This is a genomic window from Natronotalea proteinilytica (assembly GCF_055379935.1).
In genome coordinates this window covers 505,113-527,524 of record NZ_AP043947.1, presented here as the reverse complement: position 1 = coordinate 527,524, position 22,412 = coordinate 505,113, and the positions used below count along the sequence as shown (strand labels likewise).

Genomic DNA, 22,412 nt, shown 5'->3' with positions numbered 1-22,412 from the left:
AAAGAGATTAAGCCGTCTGTATGAGGCGGTGCATGTCGCGGACCGCCTGCTCAATGCCACTTAGCACGGCGCGGCCTACCACCGCAAACCCGATGGAGACCTCCGCCACATGCGGCACGGTGCGCACAAAGGCCTGGATGTTGGTGTAGTCGAGCCCGTGTCCGGCGTGCACCCGGAGACCTGCTCCGTGAGCGGCCTGCGCAGCTTTCGCAAGACGGCGAAGTTCTTCGTTGCGTGCGTCCTCGGTGGTGGCGTTGGCGTAATCGCCCGTGTGCAATTCAACCGCGTTCGCCCCTGTTACGGCAGCGGCTTCGATCTGATCAGGCTCTGGATCTACAAACAAGGCTACCTGCTCCACGCCGGCACCATACAGCCGGGGTATAACGGTATCCAGGCGATCAGTATTGGCTTGAACGTTGAGCCCGCCTTCGGTGGTCACCTCTTCGCGCCGCTCTGGCACCAGCGTGGCTAATGTCGGCTGGGTAGCGCAGCAAATATCGACGACATCCGGATCGGTAGACAACTCAAAGTCGAGCTTGGCGTGGACGGTTTCGTTTAGCAACCGTACGTCACGCTCGGTGATGTGGCGGCGGTCTTCGCGGAGGTGAAAGACAATGCCATGCGCGCCAGCCTGCATGCACAACGCGGCGGCGTGCACCGGGTCGGGCTCGGCCTCGCGACGGGCATTGCGCAGGGTAGCCACGTGGTCAATGTTTATAAGCAGATGGGGGGCAGTCATACAAGGGTGCTGAATCCTGACAAACAAACGGGGATACGCGGTGGACTCCTGTACACCGGCTGCCGAGCTTTGTTTGTCAGGATGCTGGGAAAGGGAAGCGATTGGTTTCGCTATTCAAAGCCCACATACAAAATTTCTGGAATGGTATCGGTATTATCCACACCATCGGGGCACTGGTGGAGTAGACGCGGCCCACGAGGTAATCGGACTCCAGTTCTTTTGGAATAGGTTGGCAGGAGCCTTCAAGGGAATGCGTGGTGTGCAGCATTTCGCCACGCGTCTCCGTTTCCGGGTCGTAGGCATACCACACGATGCGTTCTACATCCGAGGGGGCGCCAAACTTGAGGGCGTGAATGTCGGATCGTACCCAGCTGCCTCCAAAATGAACCTGGCGTTCCGACCCTTCAACCTGTTCACATTCTCCATAGGGCGTCCGAAGGCGGCGCTGCTGGCGGCTTTGTGAACGAATCTGAAGTTGCTGGCGGATTTACTCACGTAATTGTCGGTCTTGCTGTCTGGCCGAGTCCCAATCGGTTGTGTCAGCGTCCCATGATTCTTGCGACTCCTTAATTTGCTGGCGCATCTGCTCACGTAATTGTTGGTGTTGCTGTCGGAGTTGACCCACTTCGGTCGTGTCACTGTACCATGCCCTTTGCAACTCCTGCAGTTCCTGGCGGAGTTGCCCCACTTCGGTCGTGTCACTGTACCATGCCCTTTGCAACTCCTGCAGTTCCTGACGGAGTTGCCCCACTTCGGTCGTGTCGCTGTCCCATGCTTTTTGCCACTCCTGAAGTTCCTGACGGAGTTGACCCACTTCGGTCGTGTCGCTGTCCCATGCTTTTTGCCACTCCTGAAGTTCCTGACGGAGTTGACCCACTTCGGTCGTGTCGCTGTACCATGCCCTTTGCAACTCCTGCAGTTCCTGACGGAGTTGACCCACTTCGGTCGTGTCGCTGCCCCATGCTTTTTGCCACTCCTGAAGTTCCTGGCGGAGTTGCCCCACTTCGGTCGTGTCGCTGTCCCATGCCCTTTGCCACTCCTGAAGTTCCTGACGGAGTTGGCCCAGTTCAGTAGTATCGCTGTCCCATGCCCTTTGCCATTCCTGAGCTCCCTGTCGGAGTCGCCCCAGGTCGGTCGTGTCACTGTCCCATGCCTCGCGCCACTCACGAGCTGCCTGTCGGATCGAGTCCCAGTCAGTCGTGTCACTGTCCCATGCCTCGCGCCACTCACGAGCTGCCTGTCGGATCGAGTCCCAGTCAGTCGTGTCAGCTTCCGCCCACGCCTCGCGCCATTCGCGATGGGCCTGTCGGACTGAATCCCAGTTGGTCGTGTCGGCTTCCGCCCATCGTTGGGAGCGTCCGCTGGAAGGGTTGAACTCGAACGGGGCCGTTTCAGCGGAATCTGCAGGAAGAGAATCCACAGGGAGCGGCTCCGGGGGAGCAGGTGGGACCGTTGGCTCTAATGAGGATAGCGGAGAGGAGGGCATCAGCGGTGTGGGGGCTTCGGCTGTCTCTTCGGTGTTGGATTCCGCCTCATCCGCCAGAAGACCGTTCGATGCGCAAGCGGCCAGCCCCAGAGTTCCCAGAAGCAGAACCGCTGTGAGGCCCAATCCCCAGCGAGGGCGCACCGGTACGGGGGCATCGCCCTGCAAGATGCGTTGCACCCGTGCCAGAAGCGATCCGTCGGCTGCCGCTAGTCCCCACGATTGCTTGGATGCCGCTAACTGGCTCAGCGCCGTGGCATACGTAATGCGATCTGCATCATCTGCGATGGCAAGGTCGTCACAGCACCATTCCCGCTCGCGGGTGATTTGCGCGGAGAGCCACCACACGCCCGGATGGAAGAACAGCAGCGTTTCAGCAAGGCGTTGCAAAGCGTTAACCAGCATATCGTTACGGCGGATGTGCGCCAGTTCGTGTCGCAGCACCATTTCTACGTGGTGGGGAGGCATTCCGCTAAGGAAGCCAAGTGGGACCAGAAGAACCGGCTGCCACCATCCGACAACCATCGGACTCGACACACCGGCTGTCCAGCGCAACGGGACCGACGTTGCAAGACCCATCTCGTTGGCATAACGACGTACCTGCTCTTGCCAGTGCGCAGGGGTTGGTTCGCTTTGCGCACGAAGACGACGCGTCCACCACCATCCACCCGCCAGGCGCAACGCAAACCCTGTTGCACCCAGCGCCCATATTGCCACGGCATAAGGGAGGTACGGGGCCAGCCGCGTCTGATAGGACGCCACAGTGCTTGAAAGCGTACCAGCCTGTGACTCGGAGGCGGATTCCATGTCCATCTCGGTCGCATTCAATTCCAACATAGACTCCACCATAGCAGGGGGAGGCGCAGGAGTCGTAGCTGGCTCTGCCGTTGTGGTAGACGCTTCGCTCTCGGGAGTATGCATCCACCATGTCGTGCCAATGGGAGCGATGAGGCATGCGGCAAGTGCAGCCACGGCCACACCATGACGCACGGTGGCGGCTTGGTTACGAAGCAGCCAAAGAACAACGGCAGCGGTGAGGGCCAGCGCAGCGCCCTGCCACATCGCATGCAGCAGCATCCACCCCAGCATGTTTACAAGGGCGTCAGAAACGAAGTGCGTAGGTAGTAGCGTCATGAGTCGTTTGGGGTGTCATCCAGAGCATCTTGGATCATTGCACGAATGGCCTCCAGTTCGTCCGCATCGATGTGTGAGGCGTCGAGCGCCTGCAGCACAAGCGACTGGGCCGACCCTCCGAAGGCCCGCTCGGCAAGGTCGTCAATGAGACGTCGCTGCGTGGCGTCGGCCTCTACCGCAGCCCGGTACACATGCGCCCGACTCGACTCATCACGATGGACAAGTCCCTTGTCATGCATGATCTGCAGTTGCTTGAGCACGGTGGTGTAGCCGCGATCGAAATGCTGCTGCACCTCGCGCACCGTTGATGGGCCGTGGGTCCACAGCACCTGCAGGAGCGCTAGCTCGGCATCGGTTGGAATGGGCAAAGAGGAAGCCATAGGCATGCGTGACATCTTGGTACTACGAATCGCTTCGTATTATAGTACGAAAATGTTCGTATGTCAAGTTGAGGCACGAGAAAAAGGGTTTTACATTTGTTTTTCAGTGGATTAGGACAGTTACCCGTTACACCAGGGCCAGCGTGCCGATCAGGCCCACAGCCGCTGCAGCCGTGCCTAAGATCGTGCTACCTATGACATAGATTATCATTTTGACCGACTCATCGTCGCACAGATACGCGGCGGCTTCGACCATCCAGGACGAAAACGTGGTGTACGCGCCCAGAAATCCCGTGCCGATGATCACATGCCATGTGGAAGGCAATCCCCAGGCGAGGGAGGCTCCGGCTATGCCTCCCGCCAGCAGCGACCCCAGCACATTTGCAAGCAGGGTGCCAAGCGTGCTACGCCGGGTGAGGCGCGTGGCAAACACTCCGGTGAGATGACGGGCCAGCGCACCAAAGGCAGCGCCCACGCAAACAGCCAGATACATCATGAGTTGGAGAGAGAAGCAGGTTATGCATAGCGACGATCGGCAGCAACGAGGCCCGACAGGGCGGCCAGCAATCCGAGTATCATGCTTCCCGAGGCGTAGCCAAGCGCCACGAGAGAGCGTCCGGCCTCAACCAGGTACACCAGGTCAAGGGCATAGGTCGAGAAAGTAGTAAACGAGCCCAGAAGTCCGGTGGTCAGAAACAGACGGAAGTAGATATGCCTCGGATGCGCATGCATCAGCCAGCGTCCAATCCACCCCAGCAAAAACGCGCCCGCAATGTTTTCGGCAAAGATGATCCAGGGTATGTCGCCGGGTTCGTAGGGAGCCAGAAGAATAAGCGCATATCGGAGACCGCCCCCAAATGCTCCGCCCGCCATCACGGTTAGTCCGACAAAAATATGTTTGCGCACTGTTAGTCTCACTAAACGAATAGAGCAGAAAAAGACGAACGGGTAGTGGATAAACGCTAAATGATAGGGTGATCGAGCACCGCAGTTTTGTCTTGTTCGAACCCTCTCTCTACGGGTTTCTCCCCCTTAGCCACTAGTCCTTGCACATAACTTTTTCTTCGCTATGTTGTTTATTTAAAGTTGGCTTCCTCCACCGTCTGTTCAATGAGAGACTGTTGGACCCCACAAAAAGAACCCACCTGGGCGTCTGCTCGGGCGAGTGGATCCTGAATCAAGTTCAGGATGACGTGTCGGGGGGGACGGTGCTGGGAGACGAAAGCTCCCTTTCAGCCCAAATGCCACCCCCTCGAATGTCATCCAGATCCTAAATCGAGTTCAGGACAGGCAGGCGAGCCTGCGAGCGCGATCCAGGATCCAGAACAAGCAGGCGCCCCACAAGCAGACGCTTCACAAGCACATCAGCAGGCTATCGAAGCAGGCCTTGGTTCGTAAGTTGGTGTCGTAAGTTGGTGCCCAATCCGTACGCTTCAGCACTCCCCCGCACCATGGATCCTGAATCAAGTTCAGGATGACGTGTCGGGGGGACGGTGCTGGAGACGAAGGCCCCTTTCAGCCCAAATGCCCCCTCCTCGAATGTCATCCAGATCCTAAATCGAGTTCAGGACAGGCGAGCGATCATCAACGATTATCACCATCTCAGGTTGTGTTAGCCTTAGCCAAGGGGGAGATGTCCACAGGATCACGCCTGCGGCGAAGCTCGAAGACAGGGGGTTTGAGCGGATTGCGATGATGTAAACCACATGTCAATCACTTAACATCTTATCGCTACCGACGAACGATTCAACATAGGCACGCAGGCGACGAACAACCAAACGAAATGCCCTGGTGGAACCTATACGTTTCAATCAGGTGCGGCACAGACGGATAAATATAGCCTGGATAGCGACCACAAATCAATGGGACAACGTGTTACAGCCTGGCTGGTGGGGGTGCTGATGGCTTTGCTCGCACTGCCGGGATTCGCCCAAGACACAAGCCATCCGTTGCCAACAGACGACCCATCGACGGTGGACACACAATCGTTCTTTTTGGATGGGATCTACGGCGGAGTGGGAATCACCGCATACGGATACCGCGGTGCGCTTCGGCAAAACCCCAATAATAACATACTGAAATATGTGTCTGCCGCCCAGCCGACGCTACATGTGGGCGTAGACCGACGCATGGGACAGTACGAACAGTATAGCGTGGATCTGCGCATCGGGTACAACGGCGTATCGGGACAGGTGTCGGGCACAGCAGATGCGCCGTTTACGTTTGATGCGCATCTTATGTCGATAGAAACTATTGGTGCGTACTCGCTTCCCTACATCCAGCAAGACTTGCTGCGTGTGTTTGCCGGTGGCGGCCTGCTCGTTACAATGGCGCCCTCGTTCTCCGAAAACCCGCCCAGCGGACATGCAATCGATTCCGACGGAGGACGTATAGCAGGCGCTCTCACCGGAGGACTGCTGATTCACGACACCTTTCGCGTTGGCGTGCGGCTGCCCACCTCTTCTACGCTGACGTTCGTATCCCCCGACCAAACCATTCGCCCCACACCCGACATTCTCGGATTTGTGGAGCTTACATATCGATTCGGACTGTAGCCACTCAAGAGACTCCGCATTGCTGAAAAACAAGGGCCCCGCAATCCAGGACGCCCCCCTGTCGAAACCCCTCCTGCATGGCCTGCATTTCGCATGATGGTTTGGCACATGTGTGCCTCCTGCAAACCATCTGCTGGTTCACTCCTTGATGTTGCCCTCAATCTATGCGTCTTGCTTCGTTGGTTGTTGCTTTGCTTCTCCTTTCTATGCCTGCCACCGCTTTGGCATCCGACGACCCGCCTGAGGACGAACGCCACAGCACCGCCTCTCCTGAATCCATTAACCAGGTGCATGTGGAGGTGCAGGATGGCGTGCCTATGTACCAGATCACGCGACTGGGCGAGCCGGTCGTAGAACCGTCCCCGCTCGGATTTTTGCTGGAGGATGCGCCTGATCTCGACGGGCCGTTTGCCATCACCGAGGTCGAAACCAGCACGTTCGACGAGACCTGGGAGCAGGTATGGGGCGAGAAGCAGTTCATCCGCAACCACTACAATGAAATGCGCATCCACCTGACCGAGCAGGAGGCCCCCGAGCGCGATCTGGTGGTGACCTTCCGCGTCTACGACGATGGCGTAGGCTTCCGCTATGAGTTTCCCGAACAGGAGGGCCTGGAGGAGTTTCGCATTGCGGATGAACTGACCGAGTTCCGCCTGACGGGCGACCATGAGTCGTGGTACATCGATGCGTATCAGTGGAATCGGTTCGAGTACTACTTCGAGAATACGCCGCTTAGCAAGGCCGATACGGTGCATACGCCGCTCACCATGCGCACCGAGAACGATCTCTACATCAGCATGCACGAGGCCGCACTGGTCGACTTCTCGACGATGACGCTGGAACGCACGGGCGAGAACACGCTCAAGTCGAATCTGATGCCGTGGAGTGAAGGCGACCGCGTGCGTGTCACCGATACCCGCGTATCCCCCTGGCGCACCTTTCAGCTTGCGGATACGCCGGGCGACCTGATCACGTCGTATCTGATTCTAAACCTGAACGAGCCCAACAAGCTGGAAGATACCTCCTGGATTAAGCCCGCTAAGTACAATGGCATCTGGTGGGAGATGCACCTCGATAAGTCCACCTGGCACCCGGGCGACCGCCTCGGCGCAACCACCGAAAACGCAAAACGGTACATCGATTTCGCCGCCGAGCATGGCCTCGATCATGTGCTGGTGGAAGGCTGGAATGAGGGGTGGGACGAAGCCTGGTACGATAGTGGCGTGGTCTTTAGCTTCACCGAGTCGATCGACGAGTTTGACCTGGAAGAGGTCGCCCAATATGCGCTCGACAACGACGTGCGTCTGATGGGCCACCACGAGACATCGGCCAGCGTCTTGCACTACGAAGACCAGATGCACGATGCGTTTGCGCTCTACGAAGACCTGGGCGTACGCGCTGTGAAAAGCGGCTATGTAGGCCACGGTACTGAAATCGTGCGCTACGACGACGAGGGCAATGAACACAATGAGTGGCACCACGGGCAGTTTATGGTGAACCACCACCTGGACGTTATCGAACTGGCCGCCGAGCACCAGATTGCGCTGAACGTGCATGAAGGCGTGAAAAGCACCGGACTGCGCCGCACGTATCCTAACATGATGACCAGCGAAGTGGCCAAAGGCCGCGAGTATGATGCGTGGGGAGATGCAGGGGGCAATCCGCCCGATCACACAGCAACCCTGCCGTTCACCCGCAACCTGGCCGGACCGTTTGACCACACGCCCGGCATGGTGGATCTGCACTACGACGAATACCGCCCCGATAACCGCATCAAGTCCACGCTCGCCAAGGAGTTGGCACTATACATCACCATCTTCAGTCCGCTGCACATGGTGGCCGACCTCCCCGAAAATTACGAGGAGCAGCCCGAGGCCTTTCAGTTCATCAAAGACGTACCGACCGACTGGTACGACACCAAGGTGCTTAACGCCAGCATCGGCAACTACATCACGATGGTTCGCAAAGAGCGCGGCGGCGACGACTGGTATCTGGGCAGCCTCACCGACGAGAACGGACGGGTGCTCTCGGCGCCCCTTCACTTTCTGGATGCCGACACCAAGTATGTCGCCGAGATCTACCGCGACGGCACCGATGCCCATTGGGACCACGCGCCGTACGATATGGTGACCGAGGAGCGCCTCGTTGACCACACCACCGAACTCACGCTGCGCCTTGCTGCAAGTGGCGGACAGGTCATCCGCTTCCGCCCGGCCACTGACGAGGACATCGAGCGGTTGGAGTAGGAGTTTATGGGTGGAAGTGTGGAGGTACATCCTGTGTGGAGGTGCATTCCAGAATTGAGCGCAGGTGCCTGAATCGAACGGGAAGCCGCTACTCCGCCAGCGGATCCCAGATGCGTTTCATGGGCAGCGTGAATCCGTTGACCACGGTCTCGGCGGCTACAGTATCGGGGCGGTCGAGTGTCGTGCGGAGTGTATCCGGCTGGTAGATGCTAACCGTTTCCGTCAGCGGATCGATGAGCCAGCCGAGCCGCACCCCCGCGCGCATGTACTCGTTCATTTTGCTCTTCAGCACGTCCAGCGGATCGGAGGGCGAACGGAGCTCGATGAGGAAGTCGGGGGATAGAGGCAGGATACCTTCTCGCTCGGATTCAGAAAGTGTCATAAAACGTTCGCGCCGTACCCAGGCTGCATCGGGAGCACGGATACTACCCGTCGAGATTTTAAACAAGCCATTGGAGTCAAATGAGACTCCGTCCTTGTTTTCCGCACTCCACTCGTCCAGATAGCGGGTGATGACCGAATTACGAGCAGAAGAGAGACCGCCGATAGGGCTCATAAGCGTGAGGGTGCCGTCAGGGTTTTGCTCGATGGAGAGGCCTTCGTTCTTGGCGCAGAGCGCGCGGAATGCTTCGTCGGAGAGGGGCGTTTCCAACTGGATCCGCATGCGCTGGCAGGGGAGCACGGGGCGCATGACAGCGTCGAGAGCAGAGGTGTCGCGCGGTACATCAACAGTTGTTGCCATAACCATGCCCTGACGGACGTGAAGGGTTCGTGTACATTATGCACGATAAATACCGGATGAGCGCCCTACAGATCCCGCCGCACGCTCACCCCGGTTCACTACGGCGAAGGTAGTGCTTTGTCACAGGTCACTCTTCGGGGAATGCATGTGCTCCCAGAAAAACGCCCCCTTTGTCATTGCGAGCGCAGCGACGCGCCCTGACCCTAAGGAGGAAGTGCTCCTGGGGTGCAATCTCATGCTATCAGGCCGGATGCAGCCCCCCAATCAACGGCATAAGATCGCCACTAGAGACGATCCGGACTTGAACATCCACATCGGTTACTCGCAGACCATGTTGATAATTGGTGACGACCTCTTTAACTTAAGGTAAATTGATAGCTTTTCCTATAAGGCTATTGCTGCTCATAAGGACAGGGACTCAACCTTAAATACGATGTTTGAATCACGCTCTAACTCTCCGACCGGCTCCGACCCGTCCTCTTTTGATGAGGGCACGAGTACTGGATCCTTCTCTCACATCGCTACCCTGACTGGAGTGGTTCTTACGTCAATGCTTATCGGGGCGCTTGCCATGTGGCTGATAATCAGCCCTGATCCGTCCCAAGACGCTGATCAAGCTGTGGATTCGTCCGATGAACAAGTTGAACGTCTGGCCGATCACGACGCTGATGAGCAGCGCTACGAAGAAGACGAAGCCACCGGAGACCGGGTGTACACCGTCACCGAGCAAGATCCTGCTCCCGTAGGAGGCCTGCGCGCCCTTACCGAACAGGTGTCGTACCCATCGCGTGCAGCTAAGAGAGGCGTCGAAGGGCGCGTCTACGTTCAAGCAACCATTAATCCCGATGGCACGGTACGTGAGGCGGAGGTGCTGCGCGGGATTGGCTACGGTGCTGATGAAGAAGCCCTTCGCATTGTGCGTGAGGCCGACTTTGAACCTGCACAGGTTCGTGGAGAACCCGTAGCAGCTCGCTCAACCGTGTGGGTTCAGTTTAGCCTGGACGCAGAATGAACCCATCTGGGCGTCTTCTCGGGGGAATAGTCGGGGGAATGGATCCTGAATCGAGTTCCAGACAGGCAAGCGAGCCTGCGAGCGCGATCCAGGATCCAGAACAGGCATCGGCCGCACGAGGTCCCGCTGGCGCCGTCCCTCGTTCTGGCCAATACGTTAATGATCCCGTCAACAACAAGTCCAGATTGCAACCCGTCAACAACAAGTCCAGATTGCAACCCGTGATCAACGATTATCACCATCTCGAGTTGTGTGCATAGACTAGGTAGCTCAAAAGAAATATATTTACACCTTGTCATCGCGAGGAAGGAGCCTGCGACTGACGCGGCGATCTCATGCCCCCGACCTGGACGGTGCTGCCCGGCTTGATGGCACAAGATTGCACCCTAAAGGCACTCGTTCGCTGCGCTCACAGCGCCGCGTCGCTAGCGCTCCTCGCAATGACATAATCAAAGATACTTTTGTGGGTCTACTTATCCGAAATGAGCAGGGCTTCTGGTTCGCCAGTATCTGCTGAGCGTCGAGGAGATGGTTCCACCGAATGCCATTCGGCGGCTACATGGGCCTCCTCCGTCGGCCCTCGTTCACCATGACAGGTGTTTTGTTATTATCGTGCAGGCTGTCATTTCCCTTGAACTCAAACATTGACACGTGACTGTACTCAGGTAGTCAAGCAGAGAATTTCGCCGATTCAGGAACCTTATGGGGGCATAGTGATGCATCTTATGTGAGAAGCCGTCCCCATCATGGCCGTTTGCGCACTGCAAATACGCATGTGTCACTGGCCCCCTATTTTTCGCATTCCTTTGTTTGTTAGCCCCCTGACCAACCATGTCCACAATTATTATCATCATCGTCATCTTAGCGGTGATATTTATTCCCCTTATTGTGCTTGGGCTGTATGCGGCCAGTCAATACAACAAGCTGGTGAAATTAGACCAGCAGTACGAAAATGCTTTCAAGCAAATTGACGTACAGCTGCAGAATCGCCACGAGATGATCCCGCAGCTTTTGGGTGCTGTAAAAGGCTACCTGGACCATGAGGCGGAGATCTTTGACAAAATCACCAGTGCGCGACAGAAAGCAGAGGATGCCCGCCAGAAAGCAGCTGACAATCCCGGCGACTCGAAGGCAATGAAAGAGCTGGTTGCTGCCGAGCAGCTCCTCGAAAACCAGATGAGTGGGCTGCAGATCCAGGTGGAAGACACCCCGGAGCTGAAAGGAAACGAGAACGTGATGCGCTTCCAGGAAGACCTAAAAACCACTCAGGAGAAGCTCACGTTTGCGCGTCAGTCGTACAACGACTCGGTAATGCGGTACAACACGGCCCGGAACAGCTTCCCCACGGTTATTTTCGCCGGTCTGTTCAACTTTGGCGAAGCCGAATACTTCGAGCTCGAAGACCCCGCCGCTCGCGAGGTCCCCGAAATCTCGTTCGACTAACCGTACCCCTGCTTCTGTGCATGGTCGTACCTGCAATGTTATGGTTCGGTGTTAACATCGCGAAGAGGAAAACTACGCCCGGCGTGGTGCTGTGAGCGTACCGAACAGATGCTCCTGAAGTGCAATCTTCATTGCTGTCAGGTCGGATGTAGCCGCCCAATCACCAGCATGAGATCGCCACGTCGGTCGCAAGCTCCCTCCTCGCGATGACAATTTTGGACCCTAACTTTCAGCTGTGACACAGCAGTAGGTTATAGACCACGGATTGTGCAAAAGCCCCTGTAGTTTCTTTACGCCCCCATGAAGAACTTTTTTGAACGCCAAGATGAGGCCCGCCGCAACACCACGCGGCTCATTTTTCTGTTCATCGCAGCAGTCGCTGGACTCATTGTGGTGGGTTACGTTGTAGGCGTCATCCTTCTTATGTTCATGGCTGAAGGCGCCGTTTCACCGATTCAGCCCGGCCTGTTTGTGCTAATTGCCGGGGGAACAGTGCTCATTGTTGGAGGCGGAAGCGTCTTCAAAGTGAGCCAACTGAAGCAAGGCGGCCATGTGGTAGCCGAAGCCCTGGATGGACGTCCGATTGGCAAACATCCGTCTAACTTCAACGAGAAGCAGCTTCGCAATATCGTTGAAGAGATGGCCATTGCCTCTGGGGTGCCGGCTCCCGAAGTCTATCTACTCGAAGAGGAAGGCATCAACGCCTTCGCGGCTGGATACACGCTCGACGATGCCGTCATTGGAGTAACCCGTGGCTGCATGGAGCAACTAAATCGGGAGGAGCTACAGGGTGTCATTGCGCATGAGTACAGCCACATCCTCAACGGTGATATGCGTCTCAACATCCGCCTGATGGGGGTGTTGCACGGCATTCTGCTCATTGCTATCCTCGGGCGTACGTTGCTGCGCGCCACGTTCTACAGCAGTATGGGCCGCCGCCGTAGCGACGACAACAAATCGCAGTTGGTCATGATTGCTGCCGGAATAGCACTGCTAATCATTGGCAGTGTGGGCCTGCTATGTGGGCGCCTCATCAAAAGTGCGGTGTCGCGCCAGCGCGAGTTTCTGGCTGATGCCTCGGCGGTGCAGTTCACCCGCAACCCGAATGGCATTGGAGGCGCACTCAAAAAAATTGCCGGATACGACGCCGGGTCAACCATCGAGCACACAAAGGCCGAGGAGTCAAGCCACCTGTTTTTCAGCGACGGCGTGTCGAGTAAGCTGTTTGGAAGCGGTGCATTTGCCACACATCCCCCGCTAGACGAACGCATCAAGCGAATCGACTCCGACTTCGATGCCGAACAGCAGCAGCGCAAGCCCGGATCTACGTCGGGTGGTGATAGCTCGCAGGCTGCACAAGCCGCAGGGGTTTCAGGTCTTGCCGCTGGGGCGGCGGGCGCCGCGGCATCAAGCGCATCGAAGGAGCCACCCACGCCGGAAGATGTGGTGAACCAAGCCGGTGAACTGACCGCCGACGCGGTCGATATGGGTGCGAAAATCCGGGCAGCGCTCCCCGATGATCTGCTCGATGCGGCTCACGAACCGCTCGGCGCCACGGCTATCATATACGGCTTCTTGCTCGACCCCGACCCCAATGCGCGTACCGCCCAAGAAACCCTCCTCCAAAAACGCGCCCCCGACGAGGTAGTGAACGAGGTGGAGCGCTTGCTCAACGACCTTCACGACCTGCCGCACCGGCTGCGATTGCCGCTTATCAACGTAGCCGCGCCCGCGTTGCGCGACCTCTCCGACGATCAGCGCACCCAGATTCACGACCTGGTACAGGATCTGGTTCGCGCCGATGACCAACTGACCGTCTTCGAGTATGCACTCGAAACCATCATTCGCCATCGCCTCGACCACCTGGCCAATCCTTCCGATAGCCGAGCACGCTTCAAGCGGTTCAGCCAGATCGAGGACGATGCCATCGCCTTGCTCTCGATGATTGCCCAAGCCGGCGCATCTTCCAATCGAGAAGCCAGCAAGCACTTTCAAGCAGGTCTTGCTGCATTCGACGATGTCACCGACCCGTCGTCGTACAAGCGTGTGAGCGCTCCGCCGCAACGCCTCGACGATGCCCTTGACCGTCTCGCTCAAACGCGCCCGGCCCTCAAAGAGCAAGTCATTGATGCGTGCGCACGGTGCGTGCTCGCCAACGATAAAGTCACCGATGCCGAGGCCGATTTGCTCATGGCTGTAGCCGAAGCGCTGGCCTGCCCACTGCCGCCCTTCCTCTTTGAATCTGACACCCTCTCGGCCTGATGAGATCTCGTGCGTGGCTGTTTGCTCTGGTCTTGCCCTTTCTGATTGGGCTCGGTGCGTGTGCTTCTGATACCGATACGCCCTCCGAAGCCCCCAACACAGATATTCACTTGGCCACGTACAGTATCAACGATGGACGTCTTGTGCTGGATACGCTGGTGAATCGCACTCAGCGGACCGGCTACGACAACCAGCCGCAGTTCACTGCCAATGGCGCATCATTTCTGTATACCTCAGAACGCGCGGGCGCAACCGACATCTACGAATGGCCGCTGGATGACGATACGCCTCAAGCACGTACCGTCACCGAAACCAGCGAATACTCTCCCACGCCACGTACTGATACCACCTTCACCGTTGTACGTGTGGAAGACGACGGAGCCCAACGCCTGTGGGAACTTCCCATGGGCAGCAACTTCGACGAAACGCTGCTTCTGCCAGACGTCGAACCCGTGGGCTACTTTGCCTGGGCCGATCCCGATCGTGTAGCCATGTTTGTGCTCGGGGAGCCTCCCACCCTGCAGTGGGCTGACCTTGACGCCGGTACAGTTGATACCCTGCGTACCGACATTGGCCCATCGCTCCAAGCGCTCCCCCACACCGATCACGCAATCAGTGCAGTCGATCGTACCCAAGACGGCGACTCACTGATCGTAGTGCGTAGCCCCACTGACATTGAGGTCCACGCCCCCGCTCTTGAGGGCGACGCCGACCATGCTTGGACGCCCGATGGCCATCTGCTCATGACGTCGGGCACCGCGCTCTATCAGTGGGAGGCAGAGACGGCCGAATGGTGCGAAGTCTACGACTGGGCCCCCGCCACACCGTCTCGTATTGCGGTATCCCCCACGGAGCAAAAACTGGCCATTGTCGTGGCGCCCCCTGATGATGTGTAGTGCAGGTGCAGAAGGTTATCCCGGCAGCCCCGGCTCCACCATCACCACATCCTCGCGCTGCACGGTCACTGTTTCGTGTCTTGCTCTACTTAACGTTTGGAACGGTTAAACTGCATGTCATAATTCAAGAGGAGCAATTGTGAAATAATGGACAAGCCCCCCCCCCCCCCCCTCCGGCTTTCTTTTCTCATTTCTTCTTACTTCATTTGAAAGTGAAGTAAGTTAGAAAATAACAGCTGACATGTTTAGCTATGAATTTAATTGCCGAGTATTTAAGCTCGCAAAAACTTTTCATCATTCCTCTCATCGTCTTCCCGTTTTGCATAGGAGTTGCTTTGGTGTTTTCTCCAGACGTATTAGCAAGCGCCTACAGTTCCATCGAATTAAGTTCAACACAGTCCGGTAATTGGGCAGAAGTGTGTTGCGGAGATGGCTGTGTTATTGATACTGACTACTGCTTGGGAGATGGTAACTTTAGTTGCTGTAAATAATCATTCTCACTCAGTTTCGTGATATGCAATGCGTGGTAAGAGTCTCAATAATAGGAGTCTCTTACCACGCTTTTTTCTTGATATTCATTTTGTTGTGTATGGACAAAGAAAATAAAATATTGGGTTGGCTCTTCATGCTTATTATGCTTATCTCCGCCTGTGGTGCAGAGCCTGATGCTACCACCGACCTGTCGTGGTCAGACGTGTTCGGCGAGGAAACGCGCATCACCGTTACGGCGCCCGATACGCTCATGCCGCCCAGTTCCACACGCCAAGTGGTGCCTATTGGCGACTCGCTGATCGCAGTGGCCGACAGCGGGAACCGGCGCATCCTGCTGGTTACGCCGGACGGAGACATTCAGGAGACGCTCGGCCAGGCGGGCGACGGCCCGGGCGAGTTTTCGCTGTTGGCATATCTCGACGCGGATGCACAAGGTCGCCTGTACGCGTTTGATGTAGATGGGCGCACGGTAAGCGTCTTTGCGCCGGATGGTTCGGAAGGTGCCTACACCTACACGCGCCAGTTCACCCTTCCAACAAGCATGGTTGACATGAAGGTGATGCAGTCGCATCTCATCACGCTTTCAAGCACGGGTGGCGAGATGCGTCTCGCCAAGCATACGCTGGAGGGCGAACCCGTTCATGAAGCTCAGGTGTCCTCGGGTAGCGAATACGAAGTCTTTGCCAGCCGGTTTAATCTCGGTGGGCTGGCCGGACTGGGCAACGGTCAGGTTGTTGTGGTCTTGCCAAGCGAACCGCCAGTGCAGTGGTATCACGAGGACGACCTTGCACTCATAGACGACACCCCTACACTTCAGGGACTACCAGAAGATTCAACATTCCCCGCTGATCTGAATCCGTACGACTACACCGATGAGCACGCTGCGTGGTGGAGCGAGAGCTGGCGCGTGTCAGATGTGTATGCACTTACGGATAGAACCTATGCGGTGGCAACGTACAAGCCAGATGGTCAGGACGTAGATACGCAGCGCGTGCATGTGTACGAGCATGGACACGCCGAGCCACGGGCTACGGTGTACGTTCCTGATGACTTGTTTCTCATTGGGGGACGCAACGGTCATCTTTATGCTACCGCGGACCCGGACTACGTGAACGGGGAAGAGACACCATTGCAGATTGCCACATTTCAATATCAATTGAACTGATGCAGAGCTTTAGAGATGAAACAACTATTTGCTACCACATGCTGCCTGATTATTCTTCTAAGTGTAACAGGAATAGCATGTCAGGCACAAGATCGTTCGAACTCCGATGAAGAGGTATCGTATCGAGGGCACGAGCAAATCTATCTGGTCTACTACGTGGGGGCCTCGTCATGCGGATTCTCATCGCGCGATGAAGTTGTCGATGCCATTTCGAAGCTTCCACGAGGTTTTGAAAATGTGCATGACATGCCAACAAAGTTTGTGTTCGCTGCAATGGATGAGATGGTAGAAGATGGTCTGGCTTTCATGCAGCGCCATAATGCAGAGCAGTGGGATGAGGTGAGTCTGGGAGCCCGTTACAACAATGAGACTCTGCTGCACAACTTTAACAGCGAAGTGTCGACTGCTGGTACACCTCACATCATTGTATTCGAGGACACCTATCGATTTGACGAATACAACATTCCTCATTTAGAGCAGCGGAAACAGGTGCATAATATATTTGGAGCTGAAGCGGTGGTAGATTGGATCGAAAATGACTACCCGCTTCCGTAGCTGACTTACGGCAGCCCCGGCTCCACCATCATCACATCCTCGCGCTGCACGGTCACCGCACCCGGCGCACTGCCTTTGGGACTCCGCACATACTTGCGGCGCGTGTACATAACGGGCACAGCCCCGCTGCCACGTGCTTTGCTGTAATACGCAGCGATCTGCGCCGCCTGCACCAGGCGCTTGCGTCCGGGATCGGCGTCGCGGTTCGGCAGATGCAGCACCGTATGCGATCCCGGCACCTGGCGCGCATGCATCCAGATATCGTACTTCTGCGCGGTGTGAAACGTAAGCTCGTCGTTCTGGCGCGCATTTTTGCCGACCCACACCTCAAAGCCCCCGCCCAGGTCAAACCGCCGAAACGGAAATGTGTCTAGATCGGCGCTGCCGGAGTCCAGAAACGGAGCCAGCGCATCCGTGCGTTGCTTCCGAAAGCGCTTGATACCGTCGAGCGTATCGATGGCATGCAAATCATCCAACAGCTGTTGGGCCGATTCGGCGCGGGCAATCGCATCATCGAGGCGCGCTTCGGCTTCCTCGCGCGAACGCCGTGTGCGACGCGCCCGGTCGTAGTAGTACTCGGCATTTTCGACCAGAGACTTGGCCGGATCAAGCGGAATCGTGACAGTCTCGTCGTCCTCGCTGAACATATTCGGAAGCATGACCTCCTCAGCACCGGGCTCAACGTCCGGCTGCGTCATGAGCAGGTGCGCCCACTGCTCATACCGATCGGCCCGGCTCTCCGAGGCAAGTTCGTCCATCATCTTGTTGGTGGTGCGCTGTGCACGCTCGGCCGCCCGTGTGAGCGCATCGTCGAGTGGATCATAGAGGCGGTCAAAGTGCTGCTTTGCCAGCATCCGGCGCACCGACACGCGCACGCCTTCATCCACATCGCAGAACCCCTCCCGCTCGTCCGACCGATGCTGCAATGGAATCAACGAGAAAGCATCGGGGAACGGCCCGTGTCCGTACAGCCGAGGCGCAGGCGTTTGCAAATCAGACAACACCGTCTGGGCGGAGGTGTATAGCGCCTCTTTTTCTTGGTCACTCACCGTCTCCGGATCAGCAGTCGGATCAAGATCGGCCCGGTAGACGGTCTCCCGCGCAAGCAGGCGTCCAAACAGCGGCACCGCCGACTGAATGGCCTGTCGCGTTTTGTTGCGATTGGGACGCCACCGCCCCAAGAAGTCGTCGAGCGTGTCGGGCATGGGGGCGGCACGTGGGGTAGGCGCCTCGCTGCCTACAAGACGATCCGCGTTGCGAAACGCGTCTTGAATGAGGCCCTGCGCATCCACCCAGAACACATTCGCCCGTGCCCCGAACAGTTGCCATACCAGCCGAGAGTCGTCGTTCAGGTCGAGCATGACCATGCGGTCGAGATGCGCAATACGCACATCTGTTATCACACGGCCCCGTGCCCCGCGAAAGAGGGTGGCTACATTGCGCTTCTTCTTGCTGATGCCCTCGGTACGAAACAGAAAAAGCAGCGGTCGTTGTACCGACGACCGGAGCATCCAGTCGGATTCGGCACCGGTCAGCGCTAATGAAAACTCATTCTTGACCTGCGAAAAGGCATCGTGCACCCGGCACCCAACCAGATCGTCGTGCCAGTGGTTGACCAGAGCACGTAGCGTAAAGTAACTGTTGATCATGACGCGAGCAGAATGAGGCGTTGAAAATGACGTAGCAGGTGGCGTATATAGACGCAGACCGCCCCTTAATAGCTGATCTGTCGCCTCCATAATACCCACCACATAAAAAGCCCCTGCCTTCATGAAAGCAGGAGCCTGATCGGGGCAATGCGCGTCTCCGCGGCACGTTTATTATGCGAGAGCAATCAATCGCTGGTCGAGGCAGCTGGATCCAGAATCTTGTTAAGCTTAACCTCGAACGTGAGTGTATGGCCCGCCAGGGGATGGTTGGCATCAATGGTGACGGTATCTTCGGTGATGCGCGCAACAAATGCACTTACGCGCTCGCCGTTGTCCATGCGCAACCGCAGCGCCGTTCCCACTTCCGGATCCATATCATCTGGAAACTGAGCACGGTCAATTTCTTTGACCATGTCAGGACGGCGGGCCCCGTAAGCCTTTTCAGGCGGCACTTCAGCTACCTTTGTTTCGCCCGGCTCCATGCCTTCGACCAGGTCCTGCAAGCCTTCAATGACTGCATCGCCCCCCAGCGTGAACGTAATAGCCCCCTGGTCTTCCGATGCGTCGAAGACGGTGCCATCCTCAAACCGTCCGATGTATTCAATTTCTACTTCGTCTCCTTGTTGTGCCGTAGCCACAGCGGTCGAGGGGATTTATGAATGCATCGTTCGAACCATTGCTAACGCTACATGGGCTCGTCTGTTCAGCATCGTTCGCATGATACCATTGTGTCTTTTCCGGAATTGTTAGATCCCATCTGTTTCCAGCGGGCACTTGATGCGGGGCTGTGCATGTATACAGATGATCATTTTTGCACACGTCACCCTCGCTTATGTCTGCCGATGATACCGCCCTGCGCAAGCCTCGCATCTACGGCGTAGTGCTTTTATGCACACTGGCCACTATTCTGCTTTCGGTGTGGGGCGGACTGGCCCTGGGGTCGGTTGCCTTTGTCGTGCTTATGGTGATGGTGGCGCTTACCGGCATTCCGCATGGCGCCGTTGACCACATTGTAGCTGCCGATCTGTACGGGTTGGGGCCGTCGTGGAGCGATCAGGCAAAGTTTTATACCGTATACCTGGCCTTGATGGCAGGCTATGGCGTGCTGTGGCTGATCAGTCCGATCGTGAGCCTAGCGATCTTTCTGCTGCTTACCATCTACCACTTTGGGCAGGCCGATCTGGCGTACTGGGGTCTGCCAGCGCCCGGCCATGCCATGCTCTACACCTCTCGCGGCATCATGCTGATTGGCCTTCCGATTGTGGCCTTTCCGGAGGTGGTCGATCCCATTTTCATCGCGATTGCCGATGTGGCCGTAAGCACATGGCCCGGCGTTGCAACCACGCCTAACGGGCTGCTGGCTGGACTCGTAGCACAGCATCTCATTGGGTTGGGAGCCGCCTACGCATGGTCAAACGCACATCCCGTAGACCTGGGACGCGAAGTGCTCAACACCGGGGTGCTGGCTGCTCTCCTCATCACCGCGCATCCGCTGGTTGGGTTTGCCGTGTACTTCGGACTCTGGCACTCGCTGGGTCACATCCTTGAAGTGCTGCGCTTCTTTCAATCGCACGGACGTAGCGCCACCGTCAGCTATTTCTACCGCAAGGCCGCTCTCTTTACGGTGATCTCGTTTGTGGGCCTTGGGGGACTCTACCTGGTCAATGAGGCGTTTGGTGCGCAAGAGCAAATGATCGCGCTGCTCTTTATTCTGATCAGCGTGCTCACCCTGCCCCACATGCTTATTGTAGAGGCCATGTACCAGCGCCGCCGACGCGAAGCCTCCCCTCAAACGGCATAATCTCTCTACAAGGAAGCACCAAACACGATTTTCAACCGCCGCGTTTGCAACCCCTGTAGACATGCCGTATATACATATCATGATGAATACACGCCCCCAACACATTGCCGCTTGGTGGCGGGGTACCAGGGTTACTGGGCACCCCGCACGTACGTAGCACCTCCTGTGCGTTGATTTGCTGTGCTCGCTAACCCGCTGTCTATTGCAGACAGGGGGTTTTTTATTGATATCGCCTTCCTTTGCTATGACGTTCGATGCGTTTACCCGCCATGTTAACAAGGCCCGCACCACAACAAACGGTCCGCTCGTCGTTCCAGTGCACCGACGCCGCAGTGCCGACCTGCTTACGCCTGTGGCAGCCTTTCTGGCGCTGCGCGAGGACATGGACTATCCGTTTCTCCTCGAAAGCGTGGAGGGCGGCGAAAAGCTGGCGCGGTACTCCTTCCTGGGAGGCGACCCATACCGCCTCGTGCGTGCTACCGACCATGGCGCCTCGGTAAACATCACCACCCGACGCGCCGTCGACGGGCAGCAGGACCTGGACGCCTCGGGCACGATCTTCGACGTGCTTACGCGTCTCACTACCCCCTTTACCGAAGTCGCACCGCCCGAGCTGCCCCGCCTGCGTGGGGGAGCCGTCGGGTTTATGGGATACGACACCGTGCGCCTCATCGAACACCTGCCCGACGCCCCACCCGACACCCTCAACCTGCCCGATGCCGTGTGGGGCTTTTACGACCGCCTCGCCGCCTTTGACCACGTACGCCACCAACTCGTGCTGATGGCCAGCGCGTTCGTGTATCCCGACACGCCGCTCCGTGCGGCATACGATGACGCACAGAAACGGCTCGACGCCCTCGAAACCACACTCAACGCTTCTGCCCCGCATCCTGAACCGCTCGACCTGCCTGACCCCGAAATCGAGTCCAACTTCGAGCGCGATGCGTTCGAGCAAGCCGTTCGTGATGCCAAGCAGCACATTGTCGATGGCGACATCTTCCAGGTGGTTCTGTCGCAGCGCTTCGCCTCCCCCTTTACCGGCGACCGATTCAACCTGTACCGCGCCTTACGGCAGGTCAACCCATCGCCCTACCTGTTTTACCTCGATTTCGATGAGTTTGCGCTGGTCGGATCTTCGCCCGAGGTGCTGGTGCGCGTCGAAGACGGCGAGGCCGAGGTGCTCCCCATCGCGGGAACGCGTCCGCGTGGCGACGATGAAGCCGCCGATCAGGCCCTGGCCGACGAGTTGGCCGCCGATCCAAAAGAGCGTGCCGAACACCTGATGCTCGTCGACCTGGGCCGCAACGACTTGGGCCGCGTGTGCAACTTTAACTCCATTAGCGTAGACCGGTACGCCTTCATCGAACGCTACTCACATGTGATGCACATTGTATCGTCGGTTACCGGCATCGTGCAATCCGACCAAACGCCCATGGATGTGCTGCAGGCTTGCTTTCCTGCCGGCACGGTGAGTGGAGCGCCTAAAGTGCGCGCTATGGAACTCATTGACGCGTTTGAGCCCACGCGTCGTGGCATCTATGCCGGCGCGGTGGGGTACCTCGACTTCTCGGGCAACCTCGACACCTGTATTGCCATTCGTACGATGGTGGTGCAAGACAACACCGTATACGTACAGGCCGGGGCCGGCATCGTGGCCGATAGCGATCCGGCCGCCGAATTTGAGGAGACACGCAGCAAAGCCGCCGCCTTGCACGAAGCCCTGCACATAGCTACCACCGACTTGCTTTGAGGCGCTGTTGAAAACCCAGTGGCCTGGCCGCAGATGCCCGACTCGTTTGCTATGTTAAAACCAAGCATCGGGCCAAAGTGCTGCGCCCGTTTGCTTACCTCCCGCCTT

Annotated in this window: 19 protein-coding genes; 11 read left to right on the top strand and 8 right to left on the bottom strand. The window is 57.4% G+C overall.

What is annotated here, in order from left to right:
• Positions 1 to 7 precede the first annotated feature (7 nt).
• The 5 genes from ACZ5AL_RS02355 to ACZ5AL_RS02335 form a co-directional block, all read right to left on the bottom strand.
• Positions 8 to 739, bottom strand: coding sequence for a pyridoxine 5'-phosphate synthase (locus ACZ5AL_RS02355; RefSeq protein WP_464511916.1), 732 nt, complete (start codon positions 737 to 739; stop codon positions 8 to 10).
• A gap of 487 nt (positions 740 to 1,226) precedes the next feature.
• A complete protein-coding gene (locus ACZ5AL_RS02350) occupies positions 1,227 to 3,356 on the bottom strand; it encodes a M56 family metallopeptidase (protein ID WP_464511915.1) in 2,130 nt (709 codons plus the stop codon).
• Positions 3,353 to 3,736, bottom strand: coding sequence for a BlaI/MecI/CopY family transcriptional regulator (locus tag ACZ5AL_RS02345; RefSeq protein WP_464511914.1), 384 nt, complete (start codon positions 3,734 to 3,736; stop codon positions 3,353 to 3,355). The genes ACZ5AL_RS02350 and ACZ5AL_RS02345 overlap by 4 nt, the downstream gene beginning before the upstream one ends.
• Before the next feature lie 127 nt (positions 3,737 to 3,863).
• Positions 3,864 to 4,232, bottom strand: a complete 369-nt coding sequence (locus ACZ5AL_RS02340) for a FluC/FEX family fluoride channel (protein WP_464511912.1) — start codon at positions 4,230 to 4,232, stop codon at positions 3,864 to 3,866.
• Between the two features lie 20 nt (positions 4,233 to 4,252).
• Entirely contained in the window at positions 4,253 to 4,642 is a 390-nt protein-coding gene (locus tag ACZ5AL_RS02335) for a FluC/FEX family fluoride channel (protein ID WP_464511911.1), read from the bottom strand.
• 956 nt (positions 4,643 to 5,598) lie between these two features.
• On the opposite strand from ACZ5AL_RS02335, the gene ACZ5AL_RS02330 reads away from it, so the two are divergent.
• Positions 5,599 to 6,291, top strand: a complete 693-nt coding sequence (locus tag ACZ5AL_RS02330) for a hypothetical protein (protein WP_464511909.1) — start codon at positions 5,599 to 5,601, stop codon at positions 6,289 to 6,291.
• 206 nt (positions 6,292 to 6,497) lie between these two features.
• Positions 6,498 to 8,537, top strand: a complete 2,040-nt coding sequence (locus tag ACZ5AL_RS02325) for a glycoside hydrolase family 97 protein (protein WP_464511908.1) — start codon at positions 6,498 to 6,500, stop codon at positions 8,535 to 8,537.
• A gap of 88 nt (positions 8,538 to 8,625) precedes the next feature.
• On the opposite strand, the gene ACZ5AL_RS02320 is transcribed toward ACZ5AL_RS02325, so the two are convergent.
• Positions 8,626 to 9,279 carry a Uma2 family endonuclease gene (locus ACZ5AL_RS02320; protein WP_464511907.1) on the bottom strand — a complete coding sequence of 218 codons (654 nt, stop codon included), beginning with the start codon at positions 9,277 to 9,279 and terminating at the stop codon, positions 8,626 to 8,628.
• Between the two features lie 433 nt (positions 9,280 to 9,712).
• Between ACZ5AL_RS02320 and ACZ5AL_RS02315 the strand changes: the two genes are divergently transcribed.
• From ACZ5AL_RS02315 to ACZ5AL_RS02285, 7 genes are all read left to right on the top strand, one after another.
• Positions 9,713 to 10,291: an energy transducer TonB gene (locus ACZ5AL_RS02315; RefSeq protein ID WP_464511906.1), complete on the top strand. Its 579-nt coding sequence runs from the start codon at positions 9,713 to 9,715 to the stop codon at positions 10,289 to 10,291.
• An 831-nt stretch (positions 10,292 to 11,122) separates the two neighbouring features.
• Complete coding sequence (locus ACZ5AL_RS02310) at positions 11,123 to 11,734, top strand: LemA family protein (RefSeq protein WP_464511905.1); 612 nt, start codon at positions 11,123 to 11,125, stop codon at positions 11,732 to 11,734.
• Between the two features lie 300 nt (positions 11,735 to 12,034).
• Positions 12,035 to 13,996 carry a M48 family metallopeptidase gene (locus ACZ5AL_RS02305; protein ID WP_464511903.1) on the top strand — a complete coding sequence of 654 codons (1,962 nt, stop codon included), beginning with the start codon at positions 12,035 to 12,037 and terminating at the stop codon, positions 13,994 to 13,996.
• Positions 13,996 to 14,892, top strand: a complete 897-nt coding sequence (locus tag ACZ5AL_RS02300) for a TolB family protein (protein ID WP_464511902.1) — start codon at positions 13,996 to 13,998, stop codon at positions 14,890 to 14,892. The genes ACZ5AL_RS02305 and ACZ5AL_RS02300 overlap by 1 nt, the downstream gene beginning before the upstream one ends.
• Positions 14,893 to 15,143: 251 nt before the next feature.
• Positions 15,144 to 15,383, top strand: coding sequence for a hypothetical protein (locus ACZ5AL_RS02295; RefSeq protein WP_464511901.1), 240 nt, complete (start codon positions 15,144 to 15,146; stop codon positions 15,381 to 15,383).
• 134 nt (positions 15,384 to 15,517) lie between these two features.
• The gene (locus ACZ5AL_RS02290; protein ID WP_464511899.1) at positions 15,518 to 16,549 is read left to right on the top strand and encodes a hypothetical protein; all 1,032 of its coding nucleotides are present in this window, start codon (positions 15,518 to 15,520) and stop codon (positions 16,547 to 16,549) included.
• Between the two features lie 15 nt (positions 16,550 to 16,564).
• Positions 16,565 to 17,104, top strand: coding sequence for a hypothetical protein (locus tag ACZ5AL_RS02285; RefSeq protein ID WP_464511898.1), 540 nt, complete (start codon positions 16,565 to 16,567; stop codon positions 17,102 to 17,104).
• Positions 17,105 to 17,109: 5 nt separating this feature from the next.
• On the opposite strand, the gene ACZ5AL_RS02280 is transcribed toward ACZ5AL_RS02285, so the two are convergent.
• Positions 17,110 to 18,753 carry an Rqc2 family fibronectin-binding protein gene (locus tag ACZ5AL_RS02280; RefSeq protein WP_464511897.1) on the bottom strand — a complete coding sequence of 548 codons (1,644 nt, stop codon included), beginning with the start codon at positions 18,751 to 18,753 and terminating at the stop codon, positions 17,110 to 17,112.
• Positions 18,754 to 18,938: 185 nt separating this feature from the next.
• Complete coding sequence (locus ACZ5AL_RS02275) at positions 18,939 to 19,391, bottom strand: FKBP-type peptidyl-prolyl cis-trans isomerase (protein ID WP_464511895.1); 453 nt, start codon at positions 19,389 to 19,391, stop codon at positions 18,939 to 18,941.
• A 194-nt stretch (positions 19,392 to 19,585) separates the two neighbouring features.
• Between ACZ5AL_RS02275 and ACZ5AL_RS02270 the strand changes: the two genes are divergently transcribed.
• Entirely contained in the window at positions 19,586 to 20,554 is a 969-nt protein-coding gene (locus ACZ5AL_RS02270) for a Brp/Blh family beta-carotene 15,15'-dioxygenase (RefSeq protein ID WP_464511894.1), read from the top strand.
• 244 nt (positions 20,555 to 20,798) lie between these two features.
• Positions 20,799 to 22,304, top strand: a complete 1,506-nt coding sequence (gene trpE, locus ACZ5AL_RS02265; protein ID WP_464511893.1) for an anthranilate synthase component I — start codon at positions 20,799 to 20,801, stop codon at positions 22,302 to 22,304.
• The last annotated feature ends 108 nt before the right edge of the window (positions 22,305 to 22,412 follow it).